This is a genomic window from Chromobacterium subtsugae (assembly GCF_001676875.1).
GTDB classification, from domain to species: domain Bacteria; phylum Pseudomonadota; class Gammaproteobacteria; order Burkholderiales; family Chromobacteriaceae; genus Chromobacterium; species Chromobacterium subtsugae.
The window spans coordinates 62,182-88,601 of record NZ_JYKA01000004.1 but is presented as its reverse complement, the minus strand read 5'-3'; the positions used below and the strand labels follow the sequence as shown (position 1 = coordinate 88,601).

Annotated in this window: 28 protein-coding genes; 13 read left to right on the top strand and 15 right to left on the bottom strand. The window is 66.2% G+C overall.

Going from position 1 to position 26,420, the window contains the following annotated elements; translation table 11 throughout:
- Nucleotides 1-2: 2 nt before the first annotated feature.
- The 4 genes from MY55_RS06185 to metX form a co-directional block, all read right to left on the bottom strand.
- Nucleotides 3-1,280, bottom strand: a complete 1,278-nt coding sequence (locus MY55_RS06185; RefSeq protein ID WP_065202113.1) for an AmpG family muropeptide MFS transporter — start codon at nt 1,278-1,280, stop codon at nt 3-5.
- A 67-nt stretch (nt 1,281-1,347) separates the two neighbouring features.
- Complete coding sequence (locus MY55_RS06180) at nt 1,348-1,536, bottom strand: YqaE/Pmp3 family membrane protein (RefSeq protein WP_043576880.1); 189 nt, start codon at nt 1,534-1,536, stop codon at nt 1,348-1,350.
- 25 nt (nt 1,537-1,561) lie between these two features.
- Nucleotides 1,562-2,155 (bottom strand): methionine biosynthesis protein MetW, encoded by a 594-nt coding sequence (metW, locus tag MY55_RS06175; RefSeq protein ID WP_043576883.1) that lies wholly within the window; start codon nt 2,153-2,155, stop codon nt 1,562-1,564.
- Nucleotides 2,152-3,294 carry a homoserine O-succinyltransferase MetX gene (gene metX, locus MY55_RS06170; protein WP_065202112.1) on the bottom strand — a complete coding sequence of 381 codons (1,143 nt, stop codon included), beginning with the start codon at nt 3,292-3,294 and terminating at the stop codon, nt 2,152-2,154. Before metX ends, metW begins: the two co-directional genes overlap by 4 nt.
- 162 nt (nt 3,295-3,456) lie before the next feature.
- Here metX and MY55_RS06165 point away from each other — a divergent pair, with 162 nt between their 5' ends.
- A complete protein-coding gene (locus tag MY55_RS06165; RefSeq protein ID WP_043576887.1) occupies nt 3,457-3,639 on the top strand; it encodes a protein MIGRI in 183 nt (60 codons plus the stop codon).
- A gap of 2 nt (nt 3,640-3,641) precedes the next feature.
- Here MY55_RS06165 and MY55_RS06160 read toward each other — a convergent pair whose 3' ends face one another.
- The gene (locus MY55_RS06160; RefSeq protein ID WP_065202111.1) at nt 3,642-4,400 is read right to left on the bottom strand and encodes a hypothetical protein; all 759 of its coding nucleotides are present in this window, start codon (nt 4,398-4,400) and stop codon (nt 3,642-3,644) included.
- Between the two features lie 68 nt (nt 4,401-4,468).
- Nucleotides 4,469-4,903 (bottom strand): hypothetical protein, encoded by a 435-nt coding sequence (locus MY55_RS06155; RefSeq protein WP_043576892.1) that lies wholly within the window; start codon nt 4,901-4,903, stop codon nt 4,469-4,471.
- Nucleotides 4,904-5,106: 203 nt separating this feature from the next.
- Here MY55_RS06155 and msrP point away from each other — a divergent pair, with 203 nt between their 5' ends.
- The 3 genes from msrP (at nt 5,107) to ybaK (ending at nt 7,185) form a co-directional block, all read left to right on the top strand.
- On the top strand, nt 5,107-6,024 hold the full coding sequence (msrP, locus tag MY55_RS06150) for a protein-methionine-sulfoxide reductase catalytic subunit MsrP (RefSeq protein WP_043576895.1): 918 nt from the start codon (nt 5,107-5,109) through the stop codon (nt 6,022-6,024).
- Nucleotides 6,024-6,641, top strand: coding sequence for a protein-methionine-sulfoxide reductase heme-binding subunit MsrQ (locus tag MY55_RS06145; RefSeq protein WP_065202110.1), 618 nt, complete (start codon nt 6,024-6,026; stop codon nt 6,639-6,641). Before msrP ends, MY55_RS06145 begins: the two co-directional genes overlap by 1 nt.
- Nucleotides 6,642-6,705: 64 nt before the next feature.
- Nucleotides 6,706-7,185 carry a Cys-tRNA(Pro) deacylase gene (gene ybaK, locus MY55_RS06140; protein WP_047248587.1) on the top strand — a complete coding sequence of 160 codons (480 nt, stop codon included), beginning with the start codon at nt 6,706-6,708 and terminating at the stop codon, nt 7,183-7,185.
- Here ybaK and MY55_RS06135 read toward each other — a convergent pair.
- The 6 genes from MY55_RS06135 to MY55_RS06110 all read right to left on the bottom strand — a co-directional run bounded on the left by MY55_RS06135 (nt 7,169) and on the right by MY55_RS06110 (nt 12,681).
- Entirely contained in the window at nt 7,169-7,930 is a 762-nt protein-coding gene (locus tag MY55_RS06135; RefSeq protein WP_047243889.1) for a substrate-binding periplasmic protein, read from the bottom strand. The genes ybaK and MY55_RS06135 overlap by 17 nt on opposite strands.
- 154 nt (nt 7,931-8,084) lie before the next feature.
- Nucleotides 8,085-9,533 (bottom strand): 4Fe-4S binding protein, encoded by a 1,449-nt coding sequence (locus MY55_RS06130; RefSeq protein WP_244270659.1) that lies wholly within the window; start codon nt 9,531-9,533, stop codon nt 8,085-8,087.
- Nucleotides 9,530-10,354, bottom strand: coding sequence for an FTR1 family iron permease (locus MY55_RS06125; RefSeq protein WP_043576911.1), 825 nt, complete (start codon nt 10,352-10,354; stop codon nt 9,530-9,532). Before MY55_RS06125 ends, MY55_RS06130 begins: the two co-directional genes overlap by 4 nt.
- A 16-nt stretch (nt 10,355-10,370) precedes the next feature.
- Nucleotides 10,371-10,706, bottom strand: coding sequence for a cupredoxin domain-containing protein (locus MY55_RS06120; protein WP_047238479.1), 336 nt, complete (start codon nt 10,704-10,706; stop codon nt 10,371-10,373).
- Nucleotides 10,707-10,809: 103 nt separating this feature from the next.
- The gene (locus MY55_RS06115; protein ID WP_047238480.1) at nt 10,810-11,352 is read right to left on the bottom strand and encodes an iron transporter; all 543 of its coding nucleotides are present in this window, start codon (nt 11,350-11,352) and stop codon (nt 10,810-10,812) included.
- A gap of 129 nt (nt 11,353-11,481) precedes the next feature.
- Nucleotides 11,482-12,681 carry an MFS transporter gene (locus MY55_RS06110; protein WP_043576917.1) on the bottom strand — a complete coding sequence of 400 codons (1,200 nt, stop codon included), beginning with the start codon at nt 12,679-12,681 and terminating at the stop codon, nt 11,482-11,484.
- A 99-nt stretch (nt 12,682-12,780) separates the two neighbouring features.
- Here MY55_RS06110 and MY55_RS06105 point away from each other — a divergent pair, with 99 nt between their 5' ends.
- Both MY55_RS06105 and MY55_RS23320 read left to right on the top strand, forming a co-directional pair.
- Nucleotides 12,781-13,554, top strand: a complete 774-nt coding sequence (locus MY55_RS06105) for an AraC family transcriptional regulator (protein ID WP_043576919.1) — start codon at nt 12,781-12,783, stop codon at nt 13,552-13,554.
- Between the two features lie 795 nt (nt 13,555-14,349).
- Nucleotides 14,350-14,499, top strand: a complete 150-nt coding sequence (locus tag MY55_RS23320) for a hypothetical protein (protein WP_155294748.1) — start codon at nt 14,350-14,352, stop codon at nt 14,497-14,499.
- Nucleotides 14,500-14,548: 49 nt separating this feature from the next.
- Here MY55_RS23320 and wrbA read toward each other — a convergent pair whose 3' ends face one another.
- Nucleotides 14,549-15,145 carry an NAD(P)H:quinone oxidoreductase gene (gene wrbA, locus MY55_RS06100; RefSeq protein WP_043576922.1) on the bottom strand — a complete coding sequence of 199 codons (597 nt, stop codon included), beginning with the start codon at nt 15,143-15,145 and terminating at the stop codon, nt 14,549-14,551.
- Between the two features lie 90 nt (nt 15,146-15,235).
- On the opposite strand from wrbA, the gene MY55_RS06095 reads away from it, so the two are divergent.
- Complete coding sequence (locus MY55_RS06095) at nt 15,236-16,444, top strand: YihY family inner membrane protein (protein ID WP_065202109.1); 1,209 nt, start codon at nt 15,236-15,238, stop codon at nt 16,442-16,444.
- Here MY55_RS06095 and MY55_RS06090 read toward each other — a convergent pair.
- Together MY55_RS06090 and MY55_RS06085 are read right to left on the bottom strand one after the other, a co-directional pair.
- Complete coding sequence (locus MY55_RS06090) at nt 16,396-17,205, bottom strand: DUF3025 domain-containing protein (protein WP_099049615.1); 810 nt, start codon at nt 17,203-17,205, stop codon at nt 16,396-16,398. The two genes, MY55_RS06095 and MY55_RS06090, sit on opposite strands and share 49 nt — an antisense overlap.
- Nucleotides 17,206-17,236: 31 nt before the next feature.
- Nucleotides 17,237-19,177 carry a bifunctional diguanylate cyclase/phosphodiesterase gene (locus MY55_RS06085; RefSeq protein WP_167595290.1) on the bottom strand — a complete coding sequence of 647 codons (1,941 nt, stop codon included), beginning with the start codon at nt 19,175-19,177 and terminating at the stop codon, nt 17,237-17,239.
- Between the two features lie 209 nt (nt 19,178-19,386).
- Between MY55_RS06085 and cysG the strand changes: the two genes are divergently transcribed.
- From cysG to msbA, 6 genes are all read left to right on the top strand, one after another.
- A complete protein-coding gene (gene cysG / locus MY55_RS06080) occupies nt 19,387-20,799 on the top strand; it encodes a siroheme synthase CysG (protein ID WP_043576929.1) in 1,413 nt (470 codons plus the stop codon).
- Nucleotides 20,800-20,898: 99 nt separating this feature from the next.
- The gene (locus MY55_RS06075) at nt 20,899-21,306 is read left to right on the top strand and encodes a PTS sugar transporter subunit IIA (protein WP_043576932.1); all 408 of its coding nucleotides are present in this window, start codon (nt 20,899-20,901) and stop codon (nt 21,304-21,306) included.
- A complete protein-coding gene (locus MY55_RS06070; RefSeq protein WP_043576934.1) occupies nt 21,293-21,562 on the top strand; it encodes an HPr family phosphocarrier protein in 270 nt (89 codons plus the stop codon). The genes MY55_RS06075 and MY55_RS06070 overlap by 14 nt, the downstream gene beginning before the upstream one ends.
- A 116-nt stretch (nt 21,563-21,678) precedes the next feature.
- Nucleotides 21,679-23,418, top strand: a complete 1,740-nt coding sequence (gene ptsP, locus MY55_RS06065; RefSeq protein WP_047243886.1) for a phosphoenolpyruvate--protein phosphotransferase — start codon at nt 21,679-21,681, stop codon at nt 23,416-23,418.
- A 60-nt stretch (nt 23,419-23,478) separates the two neighbouring features.
- Complete coding sequence (gene rfaQ / locus MY55_RS06060; protein WP_230623393.1) at nt 23,479-24,534, top strand: putative lipopolysaccharide heptosyltransferase III; 1,056 nt, start codon at nt 23,479-23,481, stop codon at nt 24,532-24,534.
- Between the two features lie 128 nt (nt 24,535-24,662).
- Entirely contained in the window at nt 24,663-26,411 is a 1,749-nt protein-coding gene (gene msbA, locus MY55_RS06055; RefSeq protein WP_043576942.1) for a lipid A export permease/ATP-binding protein MsbA, read from the top strand.
- Nucleotides 26,412-26,420: the final 9 nt, after the last annotated feature.

Below are 26,420 nucleotides of genomic sequence, written 5' to 3'. Positions count from 1 at the left end.
GCTCAGGCCTTGCTGGCCGCCGGGTCGTCGCCCCAGGGCGCCACTTTCACCAGCAGCATCATGCCCGGAATCGCCAGCGCGGTGCACAGGAAGAAAAACGAAGTCCAGCCGATAGAGTCGACGATGTAGCCGGTGGCGGCGTTGGCCAGCGTGCGCGGCACCGCGGCCAGACTGGTGAACAGCGCGAACTGGGTGGCGGTGTAGGCCGGATGGGTGCTGCGGGCGATGAAGGCGACGAAGGCGGCGGTGCCGAGGCCGACGCCCAGCGCCTCGAAGCTTATCACCGCGGCCAGCATGCCGAGCTGCTCGGCGCCGACGCTGTCGAAACGGCCATGGCTGGCCAGCCAGGCGAATCCCAGAATCGACAGCACCTGCACCACGCCGAACGCCCACAGCGCGCGGTTGATGCCCATCTTGATCATCCACAGCCCACCCAGCAGGCCGCCGGCCACCGCCGGCCACAGCCCGGCATGCTTGGCCACCAGGCCGATCTGCGACTTGGCGTAGCCCATGTCGAGATAGAACGGCGTCGCCAGCGAGGTGGCCATGCTGTCGCCCAGCTTGTACAGGAAAATGAAGCCCAATATCCACAGCGCGCCCTGCCAGCCCTGGCGGGTGACGAACTCATGGAACGGCTCCACTACCGCTTCGCGCAGCGTCTTCGGGCTGCCGGCGGCTAGGCTGGGCTCTTTCACCAGCAGCGTCATCAGCGCGCCGGGCAGCATGAACAGCGCGGTGACCACGAATACCCCGCCCCAGGGCATGCGGTCGGCCAGAATCAACGACAGCGAGCCCGGCACCAGGCCGGCCAGCCGGTAGGCGTTGATGTGGATGGTGTTGCCCAGCCCCAGTTCGGCATCGCTGAGGATTTCGCGGCGGAAGGCGTCCAGCACGATGTCCTGGCTGGCCGAGAAAAAGGCGACCGCCAGCGCCAGCGCGGCGATGTTCCAGATGTCCGCGCGCGGGTCGAACAGGCCGAATAGCCCGAGGGCGAACAGCAGCGCCAGCTGGCTGGCCAGCATCCAGCCGCGGCGGCGGCCCAACAGCGGCAGCGCGTAGCGGTCCATCAGCGGCGACCACAGGAATTTCCAGGTGTAGGGCAGGCCGATCAGCGCGAACAGGCCTATGGATTTGAGGTCGACGCCCTCGCTGCGCAGCCAGGCCGGCAGCAGGTTGATCAGGGTGTAGAGCGGCAGGCCGGAGGCGAAGCCGGTGAATACGCAAACCAGCATGGCGCGGGAGAACACATCGCGCCGCCAGTGGATGGAGGCCAGGGTCATGGTTTTCTTGTGGTGTGGGGTTGCGGGACGCGGCCGGCCCCGGATTCGGGGCCGGCCCGGGCCGGCGTCAGCGCCGCAGCGCCTTGGCGATTTTCTGGTCGGTCTTGTACTGGCTCAGCGCGTACACCGACCACAGCGCGGCCGGAATCCAGCCGATGAGAGTCAGTTGCAGGACCAGGCAGAACAGGCCGGCGAACGGCCGGCCTATGGTGAAGAACTGCAGCCAGGGCAGGAAAATGGCCAGCAGCAGGCGCATGCATCTCTCCTTGTGCGAGGCGGAATCAGCCGCGCGCCACCCGGTAGAAGGCCAGGCTGCCGCGCAGATTGGGCAACAAGGATACCCGCTTGCCCTTGTCCATGACCACCCTCTGGACGATGCGTATGCCGTTCTTCGCGCACAGCGCCTCGAAATCGCCGAGCATGCACCAGTGGATGTTGGGCGTGTCGTACCATTGGTAGGGAATGGTGTCCGACACCGGCATGTGGCCCTGCAGGATCTGCCAGCGGTTTTGCCAATAGCCGAAATTGGGGAAGCTGACGATGGCCTCGCGGCCGACGCGCAGCATTTCGTTGAGGATGGCCTCGGTATGGCGCATCGCCTGTATCGTTTGCGACAGCACCACGTGGTCGAAGCGCTGGTCCTCGAATTCGGCGAGGCCAGTTTCCAGGTCGCCCTGAATGGCGTTGACGCCGGCGGCGACGCAGCCGACCACGTTGGCGACGTCGAAATCGACGCCGTAGCCTTGCACTTGCTTGCCGTCCTGCAGCGCCGCCAGGAGTTCGCCCCGGCCGCAGCCCAGGTCCAGCACCCGGCTGCTGGGCGAGATCCAGTCGTAGATGATCCGCAGGTCGGGGCGGAGAGCGGGATGGTTCATGCGTTCGCCTCCTCGGCCACGCGGGACAGGTAGGCGCGCATCAGGTCCACATAGGGTGGGTCGGTCATCAGGAAGGCGTCGTGGCCGTGCGCCGATTCGATTTCGGCGTAGCTGACGCGCTTGCCGGCGGCGATCAGCGCCTTCACGGTTTCGCGCGAGCGTTCCGGCGCGAAGCGCCAGTCGCTGGTGAAGCTGGCCACCAGGAAGCTGGCGCTGGCCTGGCGCAGCGCGGCGGCCAGGTCGCCGCCGTGCTCCTTGGCCGGATCGAAGTAGTCGAGCGCCTTGGTCATCAAGAGGTAGGTGTTGGCGTCGAAGTAGTCGGAAAACTTGTCGCCCTGGTAGCGCAGATAGCTTTCGATCTCGAATTCCACATCGTAGCCGAAACGGTATTCGCCGGAGCGCAGCATGCGGCCGAATTTCTCGCCCATGCCGTCGTCGGACAGATAGGTGATGTGGCCCAGCATCCGCGCCAGCCTGAGGCCGCGGCGCGGCACCGCGCCTTGGGCGTAGAAGTCGCCGCCGTGGAATTCCGGGTCGGTGAGGATGGCCTGGCGCGCCACGTCGTTGAAGGCGATGTTTTGCGCCGACAGCTTGGGGGCGGAGGCGATCACCAGCGCGTGGGCGACGCGCTGCGGGTAGGCGATGCTCCAGTGCAGCGCCTGCATGCCGCCCAGCGAGCCGCCTATCACCGCGGCCCAGCGCTCTATGCCCAGCCGGTCGGCCAGCCGCGCCTGGGAGCTCACCCAGTCCGCCACCGTCACCACCGGAAAGGCGGAGCCCCAGGGCTGGCCGGTGGCCGGGTTGACGCTGGAGGGGCCGGTGCTGCCGTGGCAGCCGCCCAGATTGTTGACGGCGACCACGAAGAAGCGGTCGGTGTCGATCGGCTTGCCGGGGCCTATCATATTGTCCCACCAGCCGGCGGCCTTGTCGTCCGGGTGATGGCGGCCGGCGGCGTGATGGTGGCCGGACAGCGCGTGGCAGATCAGGATGGCGTTGCTGCGGCCGGCGTTGAGCGCGCCGTAGGTTTCGAAGCGCAGCTGGTAGCTGGGCAGCACGGCGCCGCTCGCCAGCGGCAATGGGACATCGAACACGGCGTCCTGGGGCGCGACGATGCCTACCGAACAGTTGGTGTCGGTCATAAGTGGTGGTGGCCTCTTCTAATTATCTTCGTCCGCCGCCCTCTGTCGGGGCAGGCTGGGCGAAGTCTCCTGCGGCTACCGGACGATTATATCCACAAGCCGGGCTTGCGCGGGGAGAGATCGCGCCGGGATAATCGCGGCACTTCCTCGCCGACTGCCATCATGTTTGGACGCCTGTTCAAGTTTTTCGTGCTGTGCCTGGTGCTGTGGGCGGTGGCGCGCTGGCTGCTGCGGCCCAGCCAGCGCCGCACGCTGCACGAGCTGTTTTCCGCGCTGGCCATCGCCCTGCTGATCAGCGCGGCCCTGTTCTGCGCGCTGTACTGGCTGGGCTGGCACCAGTTGTAGCCTCAAGCCGCCGGTTTGCGCCGCCAAGCGCGGCGCAGGGTGTGCCAAACGCCGCGGATGGCGGTGGCCAGGCCGATCCGGCAGAACATCGGCATGGCCATGCCCCGGCGCCAGTCCGGGTTGGCGGCTTCGTAGCGGGCCAAGTGCCTGGCCAGGCGCGGCGTGTCGGCGATGCCGGCGGCCAGCGCCGGCGGATGATGGTCGCTGAAGTCGGCGAGGCCGCTGGCCGCGCGCCAACGGGCGCCCGCGGCGTCGGCGCCCAGCTGCAGCAGCAAGGCGCGGTCCGCGGCCGCCAGCGGCGCGTCGGCCAGCGTGCGCACCTGTTCGAAGGTGGCCGCCACCCGGATGAAACTATTGGGAAAACAGATGCAGCCGAACCATAGAGGCAGGCCGGGCGCTTGCAGCTTGGTCCGCCACAGCAGCCTCAGGGTGGACGCGATCAATACGGAACTGCCGCGCCAGCCCGGTTCGGTATACAAATAATCCACCCGCAGCAGCACGCCGCGCGGCGCCGGCGGCCGGGGCCGCTCGCAGACAGCCAGCCAGAAGCCGCGCGGCGCGCCGTCGGCGTCGCGGAAAATCACCGACCAGGCGGCGCGCTGTCGATAGCTATCCTGAAATTCGCGCCACATGGCGGCTTCGCGCGCGGGGTCGGCGCGGCGGAACGGAAACTGCGCCAGCCGCAGCGCGTGCAGGCGGCGCAAGGTGGCGGTGTCCACCTCCGGAGCGGGTTGGATCTGGTATTTCAGCTTGGATGGCATGGAAAGAGGCGGGGCTGGGGGGAGCGGGGCAACCGGACAGGCGCTTGGCCGGTTGCATGGGCGGGCGCTTACTCGGCCGCGCTGGCCGGCTTGTCGTCGTCGTCGCCATCGGTGCGGTCCCCGCCGATGTGGCGGACCAGATTGTCCATCCAGCGGTTGACGGTGGGGTGGACGCGGGCGCCGGTTTCGGTTTCCTGGTAGCTCAGGTTTTCGCTGGACGCGTAGCGCACCTGATAGCCGGTGGCGTCATAGCTGACATCGAGCACCAGCACGATATTGCCTTTGACATGCTTGAAGGTCAGCTTGCCGGGCTGGTCGGCCACGACATTCCATTGCAGGCCGCTGGCGGCGCGGATGATGGCGGCCTTGGTTTTGCCGACGTCGCCGTTGGGCGCGGTAAGGGTGACGCGTTGCGGCTGTTCCAGCGGCTCGCGGCGGGCGAGGGCGGATTGGCAGAGCAGCAGGCTGCCCACGGTCAGGGCGATGGCGAGTTGTTTCTTCATGACATTGTCTGATCTGTAATTGTTGGTGTGAACGGCACGGAAGCGCCGCCGCGGCGGCGGCCGCAGTTTAGCATGACGGCATTGGCGCCGGCCAAGCGGGCCGGGATAGTCTTTGCTAACACTTTAACGCTGAACGGTTGATCCCGCCTGGTGTCAGAATCAGCGTGTTGAGCCGACCAAGTGGAAACGACAGGAGCGCCGCCATGCTGATCAGAAAACCCGCCGACCACTTGCCGTCGGAAATCACGCCGGAAAAAGTGTACTTCAACCGCCGCCAGTTCATGGCCGGCGCCGCCGGACTGTTGCTGTCGGCCGAAACGCTGGCCGGGCTCAACGCCAGGAAAAGCCCGCTGTCGCAGCTGGCGGCCAATGACAAGCCCAACAGCCTGAAGGACATCACCAGCTATAACAACTATTACGAATTCGGCACCGACAAGAGCGATCCGGCGGAGAACGCCGGCAGCCTGCATACCCGGCCGTGGAGCGTGCTGGTGGACGGCGAGGTGGCCAAGCCGCGCCGCTTCTCCATCGAGGAGTTGCTGAAGTTTCCGCTGGAAGAGCGCGTCTACCGGCTGCGCTGCGTCGAGGGCTGGAGCATGGTCATCCCCTGGGTGGGCTTCCCGCTGGCCAGCCTGATCAAGCAGATGAATCCCACTTCGCGCGCCAAATACGTGTCGTTCGAGACGCTGCAGCGGCCGAGCGAGATGCCAGGCCAGCGCCAGGCGGTGCTGGACTGGCCGTACCGCGAGGGACTGCGCATCGACGAGGCGATGCATCCGCTGGCCATCCTCGCTGTCGGCCTGTACGGCAACGCGCTGCCGAACCAGAACGGCGCGCCGATCCGGCTGGTGGTGCCGTGGAAATACGGCTTCAAGAGCATCAAGTCCATCGTCCGCATCCGGCTGCAGGAAACGATGCCGGCCACCAGCTGGAATATGGCCAACGCCCATGAGTACGGCTTTTATTCCAATGTGAATCCGGATGTCGACCACCCGCGCTGGAGCCAGGCATCCGAGCGGCGCATCGGCGAATTCTTCAAGCGCAAGACGCTGCCGTTCAACGGCTACGCCGAGCAGGTGGCCGGCTTGTACCGCGGCATGGACCTGAGAAAGAACTACTGATGACGACGCTGCGCATGAAAACGCCCGCCGCCCCGGCCGACCGCCGCCTCGCCGTCGGCAAGGTTTTGTTGTTCATCGCCTGCCTGCTGCCGCTCATGCGCGCGGCGTGGATCGTGCTGATGGGCGAAGCGGTGAACCCGGTGGAGTTCATTACTCGCTCCACCGGCACCTGGACGCTGGTATGGCTGCTGGCCACGCTGGCGATGACGCCGCTGCGCCGCCTGACCGGCCAGGCCTGGCCGCTGAAATGCCGGCGCATGCTGGGCCTGTTCGCCTTTTTCTACGCCAGCCTGCATTTCACCACCTATATCTGGCTGGACCAGTTCTTCGACTGGCACCACATCCTGAAGGACATCGCCAAGCGGCCGTTCATCACCGTCGGCTTCGCCGCCATCGCGCTGATGTCGCCGCTGGCGCTGACCTCCACCCAGGGCTGGATGCGGCGGCTGAAGCGCAATTGGGGCAAGCTGCACCGGCTGGTGTACCCGGTGGCGATCCTGGCGGTCACCCATTACTGGTGGCTGGTGAAGAAGGATGTCACCCAGCCGCTGATCTACGCCGCTGTTCTGGCCTGCTTGCTGGGCCTGCGGCTGTGGTGGCGCGCGCGCAAGGCTTGATCCCGCCGCTTGGCAAGGTGGCGGCCGGGTTTTAAAGTGTGGCGTTTCGCATCGGGAACACATCATGTCCAGCAAGGCCCCCGTCACCCAGGCCGTCCGCGCGCTGCGCGAGCACAAGGTCGACTACACCGAACACCTGTACAAATACGAGGACAAGGGCGGCACCACGGTGTCGGCGCGCGAGCTGGGCGTCGACGAGCACGCGGTGGTGAAGACGCTGATCATGGAGGACGACAACAAGCGTCCGCTGATCGTGCTGATGCACGGCGACCGGGAGGTGGGCACCGGCATGCTGGCCAAGCAGATCGGCGCGAAGAAAGTCCATCCCTGCGACCCGAAAACCGCCGACAAGCACAGCGGCTACCAGGTGGGCGGCACCAGCCCCTTCGGCACCCGCCACCCGATGCCGGTGTATATGGAGGCCAGCATCGCCGAGCTGCCGCTCATCTACCTCAACGGCGGCAAGCGCGGCTTCCTGGTAGGGGTCAGCCCGCAGGAGGTGATCCGGGTGCTGAATCCCACGCTGGTCAACGCGGCGGCGTGACTTCCGGGAAGTTGCGCTGGTAGATCGCCTTCAGCGTGCCGTCTTTCTCCATCGACTCCAGCGCGCGGGCGAAGTCCTCGCGGATGCGCGCCACCTGCGGATAGCCGCGCGAGAACATCAGCCCCAGCGGCGTTTCCTTGTCCAGCGGCGTCGGGATGTAGCCGAATTCCTTTTCATGTCCGGGCAGCGCGCTGTGGATCAGGAAAAAACCGCGCTCCAGCGTCATCGGCGCCAGGTCCAGGCGGCCCAGCTGCAACTGGCGCAAGGCGTTGACTTCGTCGCTGGTCAGCAGGGTATTGAGCTTGTGCTGCTGGAACAGCGGAATGTACCAATAGCCGAGCTGGACGGCGACGCGGTAGCCGCGCAGCTCGTCTAACGATTTGAACTGCGGCGGCGGGTGCGGCATGTGGGGCTTGTGATAGAACAGATAGCTGGTGGAGCGCATCAGCGGCGCGGAGAAGTCGAAATCCTGCTCGCGCTCCGGCGTCGGCCGGTAGGGAAACGCCGCCGCAGCCCGGCCGGCCTTGGCCGCCGCCTCGGCCTGCGGCCAGCTCTGATAGGTGAAATGCACCGGGTAGCCGGCGCGCTGGAAGGCCTGGCGCACGATCTGCGAGAACACGCCGTCCTGCGGCAGGCTTTGCGAGACGTAGGGCGGCCACTCGCCGGTGGCCAGCTCGACGGCCGGCTGGGCAGCGGCCGGACCGCCGAGCGACAGCGCGAAAACCAGAGGCAGCAGACGCCGCATGGCGGCTCCTAAACGGACGGGGATACTGTGTTATCGCACAGCGCGCGGCGCCAACCAAGAGCCGCTTCCGTGCCGCGCCGGATAGCAAACGCCCCTGGCGCGGCGGACGCGGCCAGGGGCGTTGAGCGGGGAATGGCGGCGCCGATGCCCGCCGTCACCACCACCAGAACATATAACCCCAGGCGCAGTCTACCAGCGCCAGCGCGCCGCAGAACGGCAGCAGCGCCGCCAGGCGGCTCAGGCCGCCTCTCCAGCGCGACAGAATGCCGCAGGCCAGCCGCAGCGCCCACAGATTGGCGCCGGCCAGCAAGGCCAGCCGGGCATCGTTGACCCAGTGCATGGCGAAGCCTTCGGCCTTCAGCAGGGTGACGGTCAGCGCCGACAGGCCGAGAAACACGCCGCAGCCGGCCAGCGGGATCAGCGCCTGCGCCAGATGGTGCAGGCGTTGCGTGTGCCAGCGGCCGGAAACGGTTACCGACAAGGCGAGGCAGGCCAGGATGCCGCTGCCCAGCACCAGCGCGGTGGCGGCGACATAGGCGATCAGCGACGCGCCGTCCAGCCAGGAGAACACGTCGTTGTGCTGCGGGTAGTGAGTGAGCAGCCACCACGGCGCGCCGGTGTCCAGCGGCCACATGATGTCGCGGTCCACCAGCCATTCCGCCGCGGCTTGCTTCAGCGATACGAACCAGGGGCTCATGGTCCAGTGGAAGGCGCCCATCGCCACGCCCAGCAGGCCGTAGACGATCAGCGCGGTCTGCCAGCCATCGGCTTCTTTTTCCGCCACCCGCACCACTTCATCGTTGGACGGGCGCAGGCTCAGCTCGATCGCGTCGCGATGGCCGCTGCAGCGGCCGCACATATGGCAGCCGCTGCCGCCCTGCATGTGGCGCAGCGGTTGCAGCGGCGCGCAGTCCACCGCCGGCGTCCGCTCATGCGAGGCTTTCCAGGCGGCCTCGTCGACGCGGTAGTACAGCGGCGCCAGCTTGGACAACAGGCCGAACACGCCGTTGACCGGGCACAGATGGCGGCACCAGGCGCGCTTGCCGCGGGTGTAGACGAAACCGACGGCGACGGCGGCCACGGTGGAGCCGCCCAGCACCAAGAGCGCGGCTTTCGGGTATTGGTAGACGCTGACCAGCTGGCCGTAGACGGTGGTGAGGACGAAGGCGACGAAAGGCCAGCCGCCCCAGCGCATCCAGCGCGGAATCGGCCGTCCCATGCCCTTGCGCGCCGCCCATTCCGACAGCGCGCCCTCCGGGCACAGCACGCCGCACCACAGCCGGCCGAACAGCACCATCGACAGCAGCACGAACGGCCACCAGATGCCCCAGAACACGAACTGGGCGAAGATGGTCAGGTTGTCCCACATCCGCGCGGTGTCTTCCGGCAGCGGCAGGCAGGCGGGGACAATCAGCAGGAAGGCGTAAACCAGCACCACCGCCCATTGCAGCTTGCGCAGCAGCGCGGCGTGGTCGCGCAGCCAGATGCCCGCCAGCGCCAGCAGGCCGCGCGGCTGTCGCTGCGGGCTACAGGAGCCGCCGCCCGGGGCGGCGACGATGGGAATCACCCGCTGCGGGCGCAGCCGCTTGGGATCCGCTTTCATGCGGCGGCGGCCTGGCGGCGGTTGCGCCACTGGAACAGGCTCCAGATCGCCAGCCAGAACAGCGCGTAGGCGATCAGGCTGGTCAGCGCCGGGTGCGAGCGGTAGCCGGTGAGCGAAGCCACCACGCCGCCGAACGGGCTCATGTCGTCAAGCAGCGCCGAGCTGTCCCACAGCGGGTCCACCAGCGGCGGCAGGATGTCCATCGAGATCAGTTTCTCCACGCCGTTGAGGAACAGCGAGGCGCCCAGCAGCAGCAGCATGATTTCGGTGACGCGGAAGAACAGCCGCCACGACAGCACCTTGCCGCCCAGCTGCAGCAGGTAGAAAGTGAGGAAGGCCAGCAGCAGGCCTACCAGGCCGGCCACGCCCATCTTGGCCAGCTCCATGCCCTGGGCTTCGGCCAGCATGCCGTACAGGAACACCACGGCCTCGCTGCCTTCGCGGGCGATGGCCAGCGCGGCCAGCACGGTGACCCCCCACCAGTTGTCGCTGCGGGCGTTTTCGCTCAGCCCGCTTTCCAGTTCTTTCTTCAGCGTGCGGCCGTGCTCGCGCATCCATAGCACCATCTGCACGATCAGGGCGGCGGCGATGAACACCATGCCGAGCTGGAAGTAATCCTGCGCGCCCGCCATCAGGCTGCTGGCCGCGAACAGCGCCACCGCCAGCGCGATGGCCAGCGCGACGCCCAGCGCCACGCCGCCCCACAGATAGGGCTTGCCGGCGCGGCCGGCTTCGTTCTGGTTCATCCAGGCATTGAGAATGCCGACCACCAGCAAGGCCTCGACGCTTTCGCGCCAGACAATGAAAAGTACCTGTCCCATATCGATTCCCGCGAGATTATTTGGCGACGATCACGCCCTGGCCGGTCTTCATGTGGAACTCGTCGAAAAACTTGTATTCGCCGGGCGACAGCGGCTGGAACACCAGGAAGGATTCCGCGCCGGGGCCCAGCACCTTTTCCTTGCGCAGCGGCGTGCTTTCGAACTCGGCCGGCGTCTTGCCGGTATTCATCACTTCCACCTTGAATTTCTTGCCGGCGGGCACCACCAGCCGGGCGGGCTTGAAATAGCCATCCTTGATTTCCAGCTTGAACACCGGCATTTCCTCGGCCAATGCCGAAGCGGAGAACAGGCCGGCCAGCAGGGCGGCGGCCAACAGGCGCAGAACAGTCATCGAATCCTCATCCCGGAATGTGAAACGGCGCGGCTCTTCGGGCCGCGCCGTTTCATTGTATCGCAATCAATAATGCTTTGCGTTCACATTACCGCCGCGCGAATCAGTAGCCGCCCTTCTTGCCGATGCCGGCGAAGGTGAACTCGTAGTTGATTTCAAACGGCTTGAACCACGGGGCGACGCCGGTTTCCTTGTCGACGTGGCGGCCGAAGTGGGCGTGCTCGTTGGCCGACGGCGGCATCACGGTGTATTTCAGCTTGTACTTGCCCGGACCTTGCAGCTTGACGTTGTCGCCGTAGTGCGGGCCGTCGTTGGCCACCATCGGCATCAGGTCGCCCTTCTGGGTCTTGCCGCCGACCTTGGTCAGTTCGTACTTGACCACCAGGTAGGGCATCCAGGCGCCTTCTTCGAAGCCGTTGGGGTTGTTCTTGGTGGCGTGGATGTCGGCTTCCAGATGGATGTCGGAAGCTTCCGGCTTCAGCATCATGCCGTCCGGGTCCATCTTGGTGGGCTGCAGGTAGACCGCGCCGATTTCCATGCCGTTTTTCAGCGTGGGTTTGCCGATCGGGTATTCCTTGGCCATGGCGGCGAAGGAGGCGGACAGGGCTACGCTGGCGATGGCCAGCTGGCAGACGAAGCGACGCATTATGTTTTCCTTATCGGGTTGGCCCCATGGCGGAGCCGGATGCAGAAAAACATGATAATGCTAGCTATTATCGTTTGCAAACTCCGGCGGCGGCGCGCCGTCGGAGTTTGCGCTGGATCAAGCGCCGCGTCAGGCCTTGGCCTGGCGGTGCAGGTCGGGCAGCGCCAGCGACGCTAGGCCCAGCAGCGGCAGGAAGGCGCACAGCTGGTAGACGAACTCGATGCCATTCAGGTCGGCCAGTTCGCCCAGCACCGCGGCGCCGATGCCGCCGATGCCGAAGGCGAAGCCGAAGAACATGCCCGACACCATGCCCACCTTGCCCGGCAGCAGCTCCTGCGCGTAGATCAGGATGGCCGGGAAGGCCGAGGCCAGGATGAAGCCGATCGGAAACGACAGCACCGAGGTCCAGAACAGGTCGGCGTGCGGCAGCAGCAGCGCCAGCGGCGCGATGCCGAGGATGGAGAAGCCGATCACCCGCTTGCGGCCGATGGCGTCGCCGATCGGGCCGCCCAGCACCGTGCCGGCGGCCACGGCGAACAGAAACAGGAACAGGTGCAGCTGCGCCGATTGCACGCCGATATGGAAATGGTGGATCAGATAGAAGGTGTAGTAGCTGGTGATGCTGGCCAGGTAGAAGTGTTTGGAGAACACCAGCAGCAACAGCAGCAGCAGGGTCAGCTTGACGCGGCCGGGCGGCAGCGCCGGCTTGGCGGCGGCGGCGCCCTTCTTCGCCTGGCGGTGCTGATGGGCGTACCACTGGCCGACGCGGAACAGCACGTACATCGCCAGCAGCGCGGCCAGGCTGAACCAGGCGACGCTGCCCTGGCCCAGCGGCAGCACGATCAGCGCCGCCAAGAGCGGGCCGGTGGCGCTGCCGGCGTTGCCGCCGACCTGGAAGATGGACTGGGCGAGGCCGGGGCGGCCGCCGGAAGCCATCCGCGCCACCCGCGACGATTCGGGGTGGAAGATGGACGAGCCGGTGCCGATCAGCGCGGCGGCCAGCAGCAGCAGCGGGAAGCTGCCGGCGCTGGACAGCAAGAGCAGGCCGATCAGCGTCGAGCCCATGCCGAACACCAGCGAGTAGGGCTGCGGCTTCTTGTCGGTATAGATGCCGACCAGCGGCTGCAGCAGCGAGGCGGTGCACTGGTAGGTGAAGGTCAGCAGGCCGATTTCGGCGAAGCTGAGGTGGTAGTTGCCTTTCAGCAACGGGTACAGCGCCACCAGCAGCGACTGCAGCATGTCGTTGAGAAAATGGGAAAAGCTGATGGCGCCGAGCACGCGAAAGCGCGTGTCCTGCGCCGGCGCGGCTAGCTGGGTGCTTGCGGTCATGAAATCGATACTCGGTACGGGTGGGATGGCTTCATCCTAACAAGCGCGTTTTCGTCGGTCCTGCGAAAATAGGGCATTCATCTTGTCGAAAGAGGCGTCATGGACAGCTTCGACCATCTGAACCAGTTCGATCGCGGGCTGGAACCGGTGCGCGGCAAGCCGCGCGACTATCCGGCGGGGCTGGAAACGCCGCGCCACAACCATCCCACCGCCCAGCTGCTGTGCGCGGTGGAGGGGCTGATGCTGGTCAGCGCCGAGCGCGGCCAGTGGGTGGTGCCGCCGACGCGCGCCATCTGGCTGCCGATCGGCGCCTGGCATCAGGTCAAGATGGTCAGCGATGTGCGGATGCGCAGCATCTACGTGCGCGAGGACAAGCTGCAAGGCCTGCCCGAGGCTTGCTGCGTGCTGGAAGTGACGCCGCTGCTGCGCGAGCTGGTGGTAGCGGCGATGGCGGTGGCGGTGCCGTGCGCCGCCGGCTCGCGCGATGAAAAGGTGATGGACCTGCTGCTGGAGGAAATCGCCCGCGCCAAGGTGCTGCCCTTGTCGCTGCCGCAGCCGTCATCGGCCGCGCTGCGCCAGCTGTGCGATGGCTGGCTGGCGCAACCGGACGACGCGCGCGGCGCGGCCGAGTGGGCGCGCGAGCTGGCGCTGGACCCGCGCACCCTGCAGCGCCGCTTCCGCCGCGAAACCGGCCTCAGCTTCGGCCAGTGGCGGCGCCAGGCGCGGCTGATGCTGGCGCTGCAGCGGCTGGCCTGCGGCGACAGCGTGCTGAAGGTGGCGCTGGACCTGGGCTACGCCAGCCCAAGCGCCTTTGCCACCATGTTCAAGCGGGAATTGGGCGCGCCGCCTAGCAGTTTCTTGGCGGTGTCGTAGGGTGCGTCACCCCGCAGGGGCGACGCACCGGTTGGTGTCCGCTTCGCGGATGAAATTTGAGTGCCGGTTCCGCCTGGCGGACGGAAAAGGGGGGGGGCAGCGCGGCCAGCTCCTTTTCAATCCCAGGCCGCCCCAGCAGCGCTGCGAAATCCCGTCTCCCAAGCCATTCCCAAGGCGCCGCCCAACTCGCTGGGCGCTAGCGTCGCCCCGCTCAAACAAAGGGCGTCTTAAAACCTTGGGAGTGGCTTTGGAGACGGTTTGCTCTGATGGGGGAGGGGCGCGTCGGTTCGGCCCTAATCGTTTGGACAAGTCTCAGCGAAGGAAAGATGGCGGAACGCCCCGTTGCGGCTTCCGCCCTACAAGGGGTAGAGCGTGAGCGACGTGCCCCTTCTCCCTTTGGCGCGCGCCGGCAAAAAGGCGCTGGGCAAGGTTTTAAGCCGCCGATTTGTTCGACGCCGCGCGACGGGAGCGCGTACTGCTGGACGAGTCAAAGATTCGCACGCATGTAGTTTCGGCGGCTCCTTGCCCAGTGTCTGTTTGTCGGGGCTTCGCGGGCTGCGGGGGCGGCCTGGGATCGCCTCTGCGTGCGAATCTTCGATTCGCTCAGCGACAGGGCTGGCCGTACAGCCCCTGGCCCGTTTGCCGGACGGAACCGGCACCCAAACATTGTCCGCGGAGCGGTCTCATCCTCCCGAAGAGAGAATATTTGCAGTTAGGCCTTTTTGTTACTATATCTAGTGTGTTGGGTTAATTTTTTGCACATTTTGTAGTGGTTGGTATGTAAGGAGCCAAGCTATGAGTGGTAAGAAAAACTCTGTTCGGACTTCAAAAGCCGTCGCTTCAGCCGCATCGAAGGCGTTGAGAAGCAAAGCAACAAGCAAATTAACTAAAGGATTAGCGGCTTCAGCACTCGTTAATGCCAAGACGAAAACGGGCAAGAAGTGAGCACACTTCATTTTCAGTTTGTTTAGATCGGCTGCTTCTTACTCGCACCTCAATTTGCCGCCAACTTCACCGCCAACTCCGCCAGCCGCTTCCCTTGCGCCAGCGCTAGCGCCTTTTCGTGCTCGCTGATCGCCTGGCGGTTGTCCAGGCCGGATACATGGCTGACGCCATACGGCGTGCCGCCGGTTTGCGTCGCCGCCAGCGCCGTTTCGGAATAGGGCAGGCCGGCGATGACCATGCCGTGATGCAGCAGCGGGATCATCATGGTCAACAAGGTGGATTCCTGGCCGCCGTGCATCGACGCCGAACTGGTGAACACGCAGGCCGGCTTGCCGGACAGCGCGCCCTGCATCCATTCGCCGCTGGTGCCGTCGAGGAAGTATTTCATCGCCGCCGCCATATTGCCGAAGCGGGTGGGGCTGCCCAGCGCCAGGCCGGCGCAGTCGATCAGATCCTGCTTTTCCACGTAGGGCGCGCCGTTTTCCGGGATGGCCGGCTCGCTGGCCTCGCACACGGTGGAAACCTTGGGCACCGTGCGCAGCCGCGCCTGGCAGCCGGGCACGCTGTCGACGCCGCGCGCGATCAGCCGGGCCAGCTCGCGGGTGGCGCCGTGCTGGCTGTAATACAGCACCAGGATGTCTAGCATGAAAAACCTCGCATTCATCAATAATCGCCGCATGATAGGGCAAAGCGCGCCGGCTTGCCTCATCGGCGCTTTGCCATTACCTTTGCGGCCATGCAAGTCCAACGATTCGAACCCTATTTCGGCTTTGCCCGCTTCCTCGCGCGCCGCATGGGCGGCCTGCGCGTGCTGCAGGTGTCGGGCAGCCTGACCTTCACCACGCTGCTGGCGCTGGTGCCGCTGTTCACCATCGCGCTGACGGTGATTTCGGCGTTTCCGGTGTTTTCCGACTACAGCACCCGCTTCAAGATCATGCTGCTGTCGACGCTGGTGCCGGAGTTCGCCGGCAAGGTGATCACCGTCTACATGCGCCAGTTCGCCGACAACGCGGAAAAGCTCACTGCCGCCGGCATCGTGATGCTGGGCGTCACCGCGCTGATGCTGATGTCCACCATCGAGCGCACTTTCAACGCGATCTGGGGCGTGCGCCGCGGCCGGCCGTGGCTGCAGCAGGGCATGGTGTATTGGACGGTGCTGACGCTGGGGCCGCTGGTGCTGGGCGGCAGCCTGCTGTCGTGGCGCTGGCTGTTCCGCGTCACCCGCTTCGAGAAAAACCTGCCCTTGCTGGCCAGCCTGGTGGAGGCGGGCGGCACCATCGTGCTGACCGCGCTGGTGCTGTCGCTGCTGTACCGCATCGTGCCCAACCGCTTCGTGCCGATCAAGCACGCGATCTGGGGCGCGCTGGCCACTTCGGTGCTGCTGGAGGCCACCAAGGCCGGCTTCGGCTTCTACATCGGCCAGATCGCCAGCTACCAGCTGGTGTACGGCGCCTTCGCCAGCATCCCGATCTTCCTGCTGTGGGTGTATTGCCTGTGGCTGGTGGTGCTGGCCGGCGCGGTGTTCACCTCGGCGCTGTCCTACTGGGAGGGCGATGCCTGGCGCCGCCGCAATCAGCCGCAGCGCCGTTTCCTGGACGCGCTGGCGGTGCTGTTGCTGTTGGATGCCGCCCATGCGCGCGGCGAGGCGATGACGCCGCCGCAGCTGCGGCAGGCGGTGAAGGTGGGTTACGACGAGCTGGGCCTGGTGCTGGACAAGCTGGCGCGGCGCGGTTACGTGCAAAAGGGACAGGGCGACGCCTGGGTGCTGATGAAGCGCGCGGCGGCGATCCCGTTGTCGGAGTTGTTCGAACTGTTCGTCTACCGCCGCGACCTTGGGCGCGGCGATGCCCTGGGCACGGCGCTGGCCGAGCTGCTGGCGCCGCTGACCGGCGGGCTTCAGGCCGAGACGGTGGCGGACTTCGCCCGCCGCGTCGGGCAGAAGTAGCCGGTATTGTCGTAGAAGGCCGGGTCTTGGTTGTCCGGCCACCAGCCCGGAATGCCCAGCAGCGGCAGCGGGCACAGCGCGCGGGGGCTGGCGAGGAAGGCGTCGTCGTCCAGCCGCGCCGCCAGCGCCGCATCGAGCAGCCGCTGCCGCGCCGCGTCGTCGCGCGCGAAGAAGTCCGGCGCCACCTCCAGAATCAGCGCCTTGCCGCACCAGCCTATGTGCGGCGTCAACCCCATCTCCATCACCGCGTGGCCCAGCGTGTGGGCGGCTATGCTACGGCCCCAGTCGGCGCGCCGCTCGATGAACAGCCGCCGCCAGCGCATGTCGTCCAGCGCCCGGCCCAGCTCCGGGTCGGCTGTCGCCACGATCACGCCGCATTCGTCGAGCAGGGTGGCGGCGTCGCGCAGCGGCCCGCGCCGGGTTTCGCCGCGCGAGAGAGCGCGCGCGTGGCGGCGGTTCAGCGCCGACTTGGCCTGCGGCCAGGCGAGCCAGGCCAGCGCGTTGAACCAGTCGTGCCAGTTTTGCCGCCGGGTCGGCACTTCGCCGGTGGCCGCGATATGGCTTTCGTAATAGCCATCCGGCTCCAGGCCGCAGACGAAGCGCAGCGCCGGCGGCAGCGGGCGGCCGGCGGCGCGGGCGGCCGCCAGCAGGCGGTCGTAGTCAGGCTGCTCGGGCCAGTCGCTAGGCGTCAGGCCGGCGAGCAGCGGCCGCAGCGGCGCGTACAGCGGATGGGACAGGTAGGCGGCGTGCCAGTGGTTCACGGCGGGGCGTTCGGTGGGAAAGGCCGCCATTCTAGCCGGAAAGCGGCGCATTCGCCGCCGGCGCGTCCAGGTCGGCGCAAATGCGGTTGCGGCCGGCTCGCTTGGCCTGGTACAGCAGCTTGTCGGCGCGGCTGAGCACTTCGTCGATGTCCGATTCGGCCGGCAGCCGCATCGCCGCGCCGATGCTGACGGTGTAGCCGAGCTCGCCGTCGTCGGTCGGCAGCCGGGACGCGGCGACCGCGGCGCGCAGCCGTTCCGCCACCAGCAAGGCGTCTTCCAGCCGGGTGTCGGGCAGCACCGCGGCGAATTCCTCGCCGCCCAGCCGGCCGCACAAATCGCTGGCGCGCAGGACTTCGCGGCACAGTTGGGCGAAGTGGCGGATCACGTCGTCGCCCAGCGCGTGGCCGTGCAGGTCGTTGATGTCCTTGAAATGGTCCAGATCCATCATCAGCACCGTCAGCGGGCCGTGGTTGCGGCGGCTGCGCTCGACTTCGCGGTCGGCCAGCTCGATGAACTGGCGGCGGTTGCTCAGCTCGGTCAGGCTGTCCTGGGTGGCCAGGCGGAACAGCTGCTTCTCGTGGCCGTGGCGCTGCAGCGCGATGGCGATGATGTGGGTGCTGCGGTGGGCCAGGGCCAGCTCTTCCGGCGTCGGGCTGCGCGGTTCGCGGTAATAGGTGGCGAAGGTGCCCAGCAGGCGGCGGTCGCTGGAGAAGATGGGCGTGGCCCAGCAGGCGCGCAGGCCGAAGGGCTGCGCTTTGTGCCGCGCGTGCGCCCACAGCGGGCTTTCCTGGATGTCGTCCACAACGATGGTGCGCTTCCAGTGCGCGGCGGTGCCGCAGGAACCGGCGCTGGGGCCGACGGCGACGCGCTCCACCTCCTTGCGGTAGGCCGGCGGCAGGCTGAGGCCGGCGGCGAAGCGCAGCGCGGCGCCGTCCTCGTCCAGCAGCATGATGCTGCACAGGCCGCGCGGCTGCTGCGATTCCATCATCTGGCAGATCTGGTTGAGCGTCTGCGGCAGCGGATGGTTGCCGGCTATCATTTCCAGCACCGCGTTTTCCTCCGCCAGCAGCCGCTCGCCCTGGCGGCTGGCGGTGACTTCGCGGTCCACCGACAGGATGGTCTTCAGCATGCCGGCGCTGTCGAATTCCGGGAACAGCCGGATTTCGAAGATATGGCGCTGCTGGTCCTTGTACAGCTCCAGCTCGAAGCTGCGCGCTTCCCAGTTGTTGATCAGCTGGCGGCATTCCATTTCGAAGCGGGTGCTGGCCTCGTCGGTCCAGCCTTTCTCGCGCGGGGTCTTGCCCAGGTGTTCTTCCAGCGGCAGGTCGGAGAAGCGCGACACGCTGCGGTTGATGAACAGGCAGTGCAGCTCCAGATCGTAGCGGGCGATGATGTCTTCCGAGTTTTCCACCAGGGTGCGGAACTGCTGCTCGCGGCGCATCATCGCCGCCTCGCTGTGCTTGCGCGCGGTGATGACGCGGCAGATGGCGGTCAGCGCGCTGACCTTGCCGGCGCGCCAGGTCGGCTGCAGGCTCATTTCCAGCCATTCCCAGTGGCCGCTGTAATGGCGGATGCGCAATTCGTAGCCGGCTTCCGGCATCTGCGGCGGCTGCCGCAGCAGTTCGCCGAAGCGCGGGCGGTCTTCGGGGTGCAGCAGAGTCAGCCAGCGCGCGCAGTCCATGCCGCGGGTGTGCGCCGGCAGGCCCAGCAGCCGTTGCAGCGTATGGACGCTGCCGCGCACGTATTGGCGCGCCAGATCGAACTCCAAGAGCCCCAGGCAGGCGTCCTGCAGCGTGGCGCGGGCTTTGCGCCGTTGCTGGCGGCCCCGCAGCCAGAGCGCGGTGACCAGCATGGCCAGCAGCCAGCCGGCCTGGCTCATCGACGCGCCATGGCCGGCCGCGGCCCAGGCCGGTTGGGCGAGGAGCGGGAGCAGACAGGGGAGGATGGGCAAGGCGGAGGGTCGGCGGGTCAAACAGCGCTCCAGGCGAAAGGCGGCAAACCAAAGCGGGAATTTTGACATCAGCAGCCGGTGTTCCGTCCAGGACTCTGCGCCGCCGCGGCCAAGCGTCGTATTTATGCAACAAATACAGTATGCTTGATGACGAAAAGGCGGAGGGTTCCGCCCTGGCAAGCGAAATGGCTGCCGCGGCCGCCGGACGGCCGCGCGGCGCGGAGTGCTGAATGGATTTCTTCCCGATTTTCCTCAAGTTGCAACAGCAGCCCTGTCTGGTGGTGGGCGGCGGCGAGGCCGCCCTGCGCAAGGCGCGGCTGCTGGCGGCGGCCGGCGCGCGGCTGCAGGTGGCGGCGCCGGCATTGGCGCCGGAGCTGGCCGAAATGGCCGGCCGCGGCGAGCTGACCCACCTGGCCGGCGCCTACGCGGCGGAGCAGCTGCGCGGCCAGCGCCTGGTCGTCGCCGCCAGCGAGGACGACGAACTGAACCGCCGCGTCGCGCGCGATGCCGAGGCGCTGGGAGTGCTGGTCAACGTGGTGGACGACGCCGAGGCCTCGCGCTACATCACGCCGGCCATCGTCGACCGCTCGCCGCTGATGATAGCCATCGCCAGCGGCGGCGGCGTGCCGGTGCTGGTGCGGATGATGCGGGCGCGGCTGGAAAGCCTGATTCCCGGCGCTTACGGCCGGCTGGCCCGCTTCGCCGCCGGTTTTCGCGAGCGCAGCAAGCAGCGCTTTCCCGATGTGGACCAGCGCCGCCGTTTCTGGGAGGACGCGCTGGAAGGGCCGCTGGCCGACGCGGTGCTGAACGGACACGAGGAGCAGGCGGCGGCGGAAATGGAGCGGCGCCTGGCCGGCGCGGGGCCGGAAACCGTCGGCGCGGTTTACCTGGTGGGCGCCGGGCCGGGCAATCCCGACCTGCTGACCTTCCGCGCGCTGCGGCTGATGCAGCAGGCCGACGTGGTGCTGTACGACAAGCTGGTGGCGCCGGAGCTGCTGCAGCTGGTGCGGCGTGACGCCGAGCGCGTCTATGTCGGCAAGGCGCGCGCCAACCACGCGCTGCCGCAGGACGACATCAACCAGCTGATGGTGGACCTGGCCCGGCAGGGCAAGCGGGTGCTGCGGCTGAAAGGCGGCGACCCGTTCACCTTCGGCCGCGGCGGCGAGGAAATCGCCACGCTGGCGGAAAACGGCGTGGCCTTCGAGGTGGTGCCCGGCATCACCTCGGCCAGCGGCGCGGCGGCCTATGCGGGCATTCCGCTGACCCACCGCGACTACGCGCAGTCGGTCACCTTCGTCACCGGCCACAAGCAGGACGGCAGCATCGCGCTGGACTGGCCGGCGTTGACGCGGCCGCAGCAGACGGTGGTGGTGTACATGGGGGTGTCGACGGCGGCCGAGCTATGCCAGGCCTTCATCGCCAACGGCCGCGCGGCGGCGACGCCGGCGGCGGCGGTGGAGTGGGCCACCACCGCGCGCCAGCGCACGGTGTGCGGCACTTTATCGACGCTGCCTGGTCTGATGGCCTCGCACGGCATCGCCTCGCCGGCGCTGATCATCGTCGGCGAAGTGGTGGAATTGGCGGACAAGCTGGCCTGGTACCGCCGCAGCGAGAATTCAGCTGTTACAATTCAGGAAGATTGATCTGCGGATGCGCGGGCGGATTCGGGCCCGCGCGGTTCGAGCTTTGCTCAAATAACGCGGCCGGCAGGCGCCGGGCCGCACCAATTCGAAGACTCAGGCATGGTAGGTGTTCTGATAATTGCACATGGAGACCTGGGGCGTAGCCTGGCCGATTGCGCCAAGCACATCCTGGGCCGGGAACCGGACAATCTGGCGGTGATGGTGGTGGACAAGACCGAAGACCCGGAACGCAAGCTGGCAGAAGCGCAGGGCCTGGTGGACGGGCTGGATCAGGGCGACGGCGTGATGGTGCTGACCGATATGTACGGCGGCACGCCATCCAATATCGCCAGCAGGCTGATCCGCCCAGGCCGGGTCGAGGCGGTGGCCGGCGCCAGTCTGCCGATGCTGGTGCGAGCGCTGTGCTACAGCAGCCAGCCGCTGGAGATCGTCGTCAGCAAGGCGATCACCGGCGGGCTGGAAGGCGTGCTTTACATTATCCCGGGGGAAGGAAATGCTGCGATCTGAAGTCGAAATCATCAACAAGCTGGGCTTGCACGCGCGCGCGTCCAGCAAATTCACCCAGCTGGCCAGCCGTTACAAGAGCGATATCTTCATCGCCCGCAACAACCGCCGCGTCAACGGCAAGAGCATCATGGGCGTGATGATGCTGGCCGCGGCCAAGGGCGCGAAGGTGGAATTGGAGATCAGCGGCGAGGACGAGCAGCAGGCGCTGGAGGCGCTGATCGCGCTGATCAACAACCGCTTTGACGAAGCGGAGTGACGCGGCGCTGAGCGGGTGGCCGGCTTTCCCCGGCCGTTCAGGGAGCCCGCCGCCGTCGGCGGCGGGAATGGGGCGGGCACAGCGACAATAACATCGGCCCGCCAGGGGAGGGGACAATGAGCATCATCCTGCACGGGGTGGCCATCGGCGGCGGCATCGCCATCGGCCGGGCCCATCTGATTTCGCGCAGCATGGACGATGTTGCGCACTATTTGCTGGAAGAGGGCGAGATTCCGGCGGAAAAGGCGCGTTTCGACGAAGCCGTGCGCGCCACGCGCAAGGAGCTGGAGATGCTGTGGGGCAGCATCCCGGAAAACGCGCCGGCGGAGCTCGGCGCTTTTCTGTCGCTGCACATCATGCTGCTGGGCGACGTCACCATCTCGCGCGAGCCGCGCGAAATCATCGAAAAGCAGCACTGCAACGCCGAATGGGCGCTGAAGCTGCAGTGCGACCACCTGATCGAGCAATTCGACGCCATCGAGGAAGACTACCTGCGCGAGCGCAAGAACGACGTGCTGCAGGTGGTCGAGCGCATTTTCAAGAACCTGGACGGCGACGCGCCGCAATTGCCGGCGCAGGAAGACCTGGTCGACGACCACATCCTGGTGGCGCACGACCTGTCGCCGGCCGACATGGTGTATTTCAAGGATTCCAACTTCGCCGCCTTCATCACCGACGTCGGCGGCGCCACCTCGCACACCGCCATCCTGGGCCGCAGCCTGGATCTGCCGTCGGTGATCGCGCTGCACCACGGCCGCGAGCTGATCCGCGAGGACGAGATGATCATCGTCGACGGCCTGCAGGGCGTGGTGATCATCAATCCGGACACGCTGGTGCTGAACGAATACCGGCGCCGGCAGCGGGCCTGGCGCGGCGCGCGGCGCAAGCTGTCGTCGATCCGCAAGTCCAGCGCGGTCACTCGCGACGGCTCGGTGATCGAGCTGTTGGCCAATATCGAGCGGCCGCAGGACGTCGATGACGTGCGCGAATCCGGCGCGGTGGGGGTGGGGTTGTTCCGCAGCGAGTTCCTGTTTCTGGGTCGCGACACGCTGCCGACCGAGGACGAGCAGTTCGAGGCCTACCGCCACGTGGCGGTGGCGCTGAAGGGCATGCCGGTGACCATCCGCACCATGGACTTGGGCGCTGACAAGAGCCCGAAATGGCTGGGCCACGACCAGGCCGACAACCCGGCGCTCGGCCTGACCGGCATCCGGCTGTGCCTGGCGGAGCCCTTGATGTTCCGCGCCCAGCTGCGCGCGCTGCTGCGCGCCTCGGCCTATGGCCGGATACGCGTGCTGTTCCCGATGGTGAATTCGCTGCCGGAATTGCGGCAGGCGCTGGCGCAGTTCGAATACGCGAAGTCGGAGCTGCGCGACGAGGGCATAGGCTACGCCGAAGACATCGAAGTGGGCGCGATGATAGAAATCCCGTCGGCGGCGCTGGTGGCCGGCAGCTTCACCAAGCTGGTCGACTTCCTGTCGGTGGGCACCAACGACCTGATCCAGTACACGCTGGCGATAGACCGCAACGACGACACCGTCAGCCACCTGTACGACCCGATCCACCCGGCGGTGCTGAAGCTGATCCTGCACACCATCAAGTGCGGCATCAAGGCCAATGTGCCGGTGTCGGTGTGCGGCGAGATGGCCGGCGACGCCAAGCTCACCCGCCTGCTGCTGGGGATGGGCTTGCGCAAGTTCTCGATGCATCCGGCCAATCTGCTGTCGGTGAAGCAACAGGTGCTGACCACCCACCTGGACGAGATCGCCTCGATCACGACGCGCATGCTCAGATCGGAAGACCCTGATAAAATAGCCGATCTACTGCAACTGCTGAATGCAGAGCCGGGCGATTAAGCCCGGTTTTTATTTATGCTAAAAGACGCGATCGATCTATCCCAGGTCAGGCGGGCGCTGGTGATCAGGTTGATGCACCACGGCGACGTGCTGCTGACCTCGCCGGTGTTCACCGTGCTGAAAAACCATGCGCCTCACATCGAGATTGACGCGCTGGTCTACCATGAAACCCGGGAAATGCTGACCCTGCACCCGGCCATCTCCAATGTCTTCACCATAGACCGCGGCTGGAAGAAGCTGGGCGCCTGGGCGCGGCTGCGCCATGAGCTGGCGCTGTATTCGAGCCTGAAGGCGCGGGGCTACCAGTTGATCGTGGTGCTCAACGACAATAATCGCGCTACCTCGTTGGTGAGGCTGCTGAAGCCGCGCTGGTCGGTGGTGCCGGACGTCCCCGATCGCGGGCGCTTTTTCCGGAAAACTTTCACCCACCGCCATGGTCTGGTGCTGGGTAACAAGCGCCATATCGTCGAATGGCATCTCGACGCGCTGCGACGGCTGGGAATTTATCCCAAGGAAGCGGAAACCGCCCTTTCGGTGGTGCCCGGCGCCGAAGCCGAGCAAAGCGTGAGCGCCTTGCTGCAAGCCAATGGCGTCGCGGCGGGCCGTTTCATCCTGGTTCACCCGGGGTCGCGCTGGTTCTACAAATGCTGGCCGGCGGACAAGGTGGCCGGCCTGATCAACGCTTTGCATGAGCAAGAGTGGCAGGTCGTGTTGAGCGGCGCGCCGTCGGCGGAGGAAAACGCCATGATCCGCGAGGTTCGGGCAGGGGTGCGGCGGCCGGTGGTGGATTTGAGCGGACAGCTGTCGTTGAAGCAATTGGCGGCGCTGATCGCGCAGGCGCGATTGTTCATCGGCGTCGACTCCCTGCCCATGCACCTTGCCGCGGCGGTGCAAACGCCGGTGGTGGTCTTGTTTGGCCCATCGCGGGACAAAGTGTGGGGCCCATGGCGGGTGCCGCATCGCCAGGTTTCGCTGGACCTGCCCTGTCGACCCTGCAATCTGGCCGGTTGTGGCGGCGGCGAGCGCAGCGAATGCATCGAGCGGATCGCGGTGGCCCAGGTGCTGGCCGAGGTCGAGTCGCTGTTGGCCGAAACCCGCCCGAGTCACGCTTGCTAACAAAAAAACCTGCCGGCACATGTTTGCCTGAACTCCGGTTGTTACGCTGCGGCGATATGCCATCAGATCAGCGAGCGAGCCGGATTGGCGATTGGAATCACAACCTGCAGTTTCGATAGAATTCGTCCATGTCATTCTTAGATAACAAAACCAGTTTCGCGCTCTACAAGCGGGTGATGCTGTACCTGCGGCCCTACTGGAAGGTCTTCATCCTGTCGATGCTGACCATGACCATCGCGGCGGCTACCGAGCCGATGTTCGCCCGGCTGATGAAGCCGCTGATCGACGGCGGCTTCGTCAACCGCGATCCACACGCCATCGTCTGGACGCCGCTGGCCATCGTCGGCCTGTTCATGCTGCGCGGCCTGACCAGCTACATCAACGAATATACTTCCAGCTGGCTGTCCGGCCATCTGGTGCAGACGCTGAGGCAGGAAATGTTCGCCCGCATGGTGCGGCTGCCGGTCAATTACTACGACAACAACCAGTCGGGCAGCATCGTCTCGCGGGTGGTGTTCGACGTGACGCAGATCAGCGAGGCCGGTTTCAATGTGATCACCGTGGTGATCAAAGACGGCATCACGGTGATTGGCCTGCTGGCCTTGCTGCTGATAACCGACTGGCGCCTCACGCTGATCTGCCTGGCGGTGATGCCGATCGTGGCTTGGTGTGTCCGCTACGTCAGCAAGCGCCTGCGCGGTCTGTCGCGCAAAAACCAGCAGGATATGGCCGAAATGACCCAGATTCTGGGCGAGAGCATAGACTGCCAGCGCGTGGTCAAGGTTTACGGCGGCCAGGACTACGAGAGCGAGCGCTTCAGCCGCTCGGCGGAGTCTATCCGCCACAATATGGTCAAGGAGCGGGCTACCAGCGCTGCCAGCACCGGCGTCACCCAGCTGATCATCGCCTGCGCGCTGGCGGTGATCCTGTATTTCGCTGGCACGCTGGCGCAGCATGGCAGTTTTTCCGCCGGCGATTTCATGTCCTTCCTGACCGCGATGCTGATGCTGTTCGCGCCGATCAAGCGCATCACCAGCATTAGTCAGACGGTGCAGAAGGGGTTAGCCGCCGCGGAAAGCGTGTTCAAATTCCTGGACGAGCGTGCGGAGCCGGATGAGGGCCGGATCCGTTTGGGTTCGACCAAAGGAAATTTCCGGTTCAAGCAGCTGTCATTCCAGTATCCAGGCGCGGAGCGACCGGCATTGCGTGATATCAACCTAGACATCCGCGCTGGCGAAACCATCGCGCTGGTTGGCTCCAGCGGAGGTGGGAAAACCACGTTGGCCAGCCTGATTCCCCGCTTCTACGAGCCGACTGCCGGCCAGATACTGCTGGACGATGTGCCGCTGACGCAGATCAGCCTAGTCAGCCTGCGCGAGCAGATCGCCCTGGTCAGCCAGGATGTGGTGTTGTTCAACGACACCGTCGCCGCGAACATCGCTTACGGGCGTTTGGGCGATGTCACGCGCGACGGGATCCGCGAAGCGGCGCGCGCAGCCAACGCGCTGGACTTCATCGAGGCGATGCCGCAGGGGCTTGATACCCTGATCGGCGAAAACGGCACTCGCCTGTCCGGCGGCCAGCGACAACGGCTGGCGATCGCGCGGGCCATTCTGAAGGATGCGCCAATTCTGATTCTGGATGAGGCAACCAGCGCGTTGGATACCGCGTCGGAGCGGCTGGTGCAGTCGGCGCTGGATAATCTGATGAAAAACCGGACGACGATCGTCATTGCTCACCGTCTGTCCACGATAGAAAGTGCCGACCGCATCGTAGTGATGCACCAGGGCGAGATCGCCGAGATCGGCAAACACCAGGACCTGCTGGACAAACAGGGAATTTATTCAAAGCTATATCTGCTGCAATTTGGCAGCTGAGATGAAAGA

Bases quoted from the DNA above. Each gene is read 5' to 3' on its own strand.
- MY55_RS06185 (WP_065202113.1), bottom strand. From the start codon at position 1,280: ATGACCCTGGCCTCCATCCACTGGCGGCGCGATGTGTTCTCCCGCGCC.
- MY55_RS06180 (WP_043576880.1), bottom strand. From the start codon at position 1,536: ATGCGCCTGCTGCTGGCCATTTTCCTGCCCTGGCTGCAGTTCTTCACC.
- metW (WP_043576883.1), bottom strand. From the start codon at position 2,155: ATGAACCATCCCGCTCTCCGCCCCGACCTGCGGATCATCTACGACTGG.
- metX (WP_065202112.1), bottom strand. From the start codon at position 3,294: ATGACCGACACCAACTGTTCGGTAGGCATCGTCGCGCCCCAGGACGCC.
- MY55_RS06165 (WP_043576887.1), top strand. From the start codon at position 3,457: ATGTTTGGACGCCTGTTCAAGTTTTTCGTGCTGTGCCTGGTGCTGTGG.
- MY55_RS06160 (WP_065202111.1), bottom strand. From the start codon at position 4,400: ATGCCATCCAAGCTGAAATACCAGATCCAACCCGCTCCGGAGGTGGAC.
- MY55_RS06155 (WP_043576892.1), bottom strand. From the start codon at position 4,903: ATGAAGAAACAACTCGCCATCGCCCTGACCGTGGGCAGCCTGCTGCTC.
- msrP (WP_043576895.1), top strand. From the start codon at position 5,107: ATGCTGATCAGAAAACCCGCCGACCACTTGCCGTCGGAAATCACGCCG.
- MY55_RS06145 (WP_065202110.1), top strand. From the start codon at position 6,024: ATGACGACGCTGCGCATGAAAACGCCCGCCGCCCCGGCCGACCGCCGC.
- ybaK (WP_047248587.1), top strand. From the start codon at position 6,706: ATGTCCAGCAAGGCCCCCGTCACCCAGGCCGTCCGCGCGCTGCGCGAG.
- MY55_RS06135 (WP_047243889.1), bottom strand. From the start codon at position 7,930: ATGCGGCGTCTGCTGCCTCTGGTTTTCGCGCTGTCGCTCGGCGGTCCG.
- MY55_RS06130 (WP_244270659.1), bottom strand. From the start codon at position 9,533: ATGAAAGCGGATCCCAAGCGGCTGCGCCCGCAGCGGGTGATTCCCATC.
- MY55_RS06125 (WP_043576911.1), bottom strand. From the start codon at position 10,354: ATGGGACAGGTACTTTTCATTGTCTGGCGCGAAAGCGTCGAGGCCTTG.
- MY55_RS06120 (WP_047238479.1), bottom strand. From the start codon at position 10,706: ATGACTGTTCTGCGCCTGTTGGCCGCCGCCCTGCTGGCCGGCCTGTTC.
- MY55_RS06115 (WP_047238480.1), bottom strand. From the start codon at position 11,352: ATGCGTCGCTTCGTCTGCCAGCTGGCCATCGCCAGCGTAGCCCTGTCC.
- MY55_RS06110 (WP_043576917.1), bottom strand. From the start codon at position 12,681: ATGACCGCAAGCACCCAGCTAGCCGCGCCGGCGCAGGACACGCGCTTT.
- MY55_RS06105 (WP_043576919.1), top strand. From the start codon at position 12,781: ATGGACAGCTTCGACCATCTGAACCAGTTCGATCGCGGGCTGGAACCG.
- MY55_RS23320 (WP_155294748.1), top strand. From the start codon at position 14,350: ATGAGTGGTAAGAAAAACTCTGTTCGGACTTCAAAAGCCGTCGCTTCA.
- wrbA (WP_043576922.1), bottom strand. From the start codon at position 15,145: ATGCTAGACATCCTGGTGCTGTATTACAGCCAGCACGGCGCCACCCGC.
- MY55_RS06095 (WP_065202109.1), top strand. From the start codon at position 15,236: ATGCAAGTCCAACGATTCGAACCCTATTTCGGCTTTGCCCGCTTCCTC.
- cysG (WP_043576929.1), top strand. From the start codon at position 19,387: ATGGATTTCTTCCCGATTTTCCTCAAGTTGCAACAGCAGCCCTGTCTG.
- MY55_RS06075 (WP_043576932.1), top strand. From the start codon at position 20,899: ATGGTAGGTGTTCTGATAATTGCACATGGAGACCTGGGGCGTAGCCTG.
- MY55_RS06070 (WP_043576934.1), top strand. From the start codon at position 21,293: ATGCTGCGATCTGAAGTCGAAATCATCAACAAGCTGGGCTTGCACGCG.
- ptsP (WP_047243886.1), top strand. From the start codon at position 21,679: ATGAGCATCATCCTGCACGGGGTGGCCATCGGCGGCGGCATCGCCATC.
- msbA (WP_043576942.1), top strand. From the start codon at position 24,663: ATGTCATTCTTAGATAACAAAACCAGTTTCGCGCTCTACAAGCGGGTG.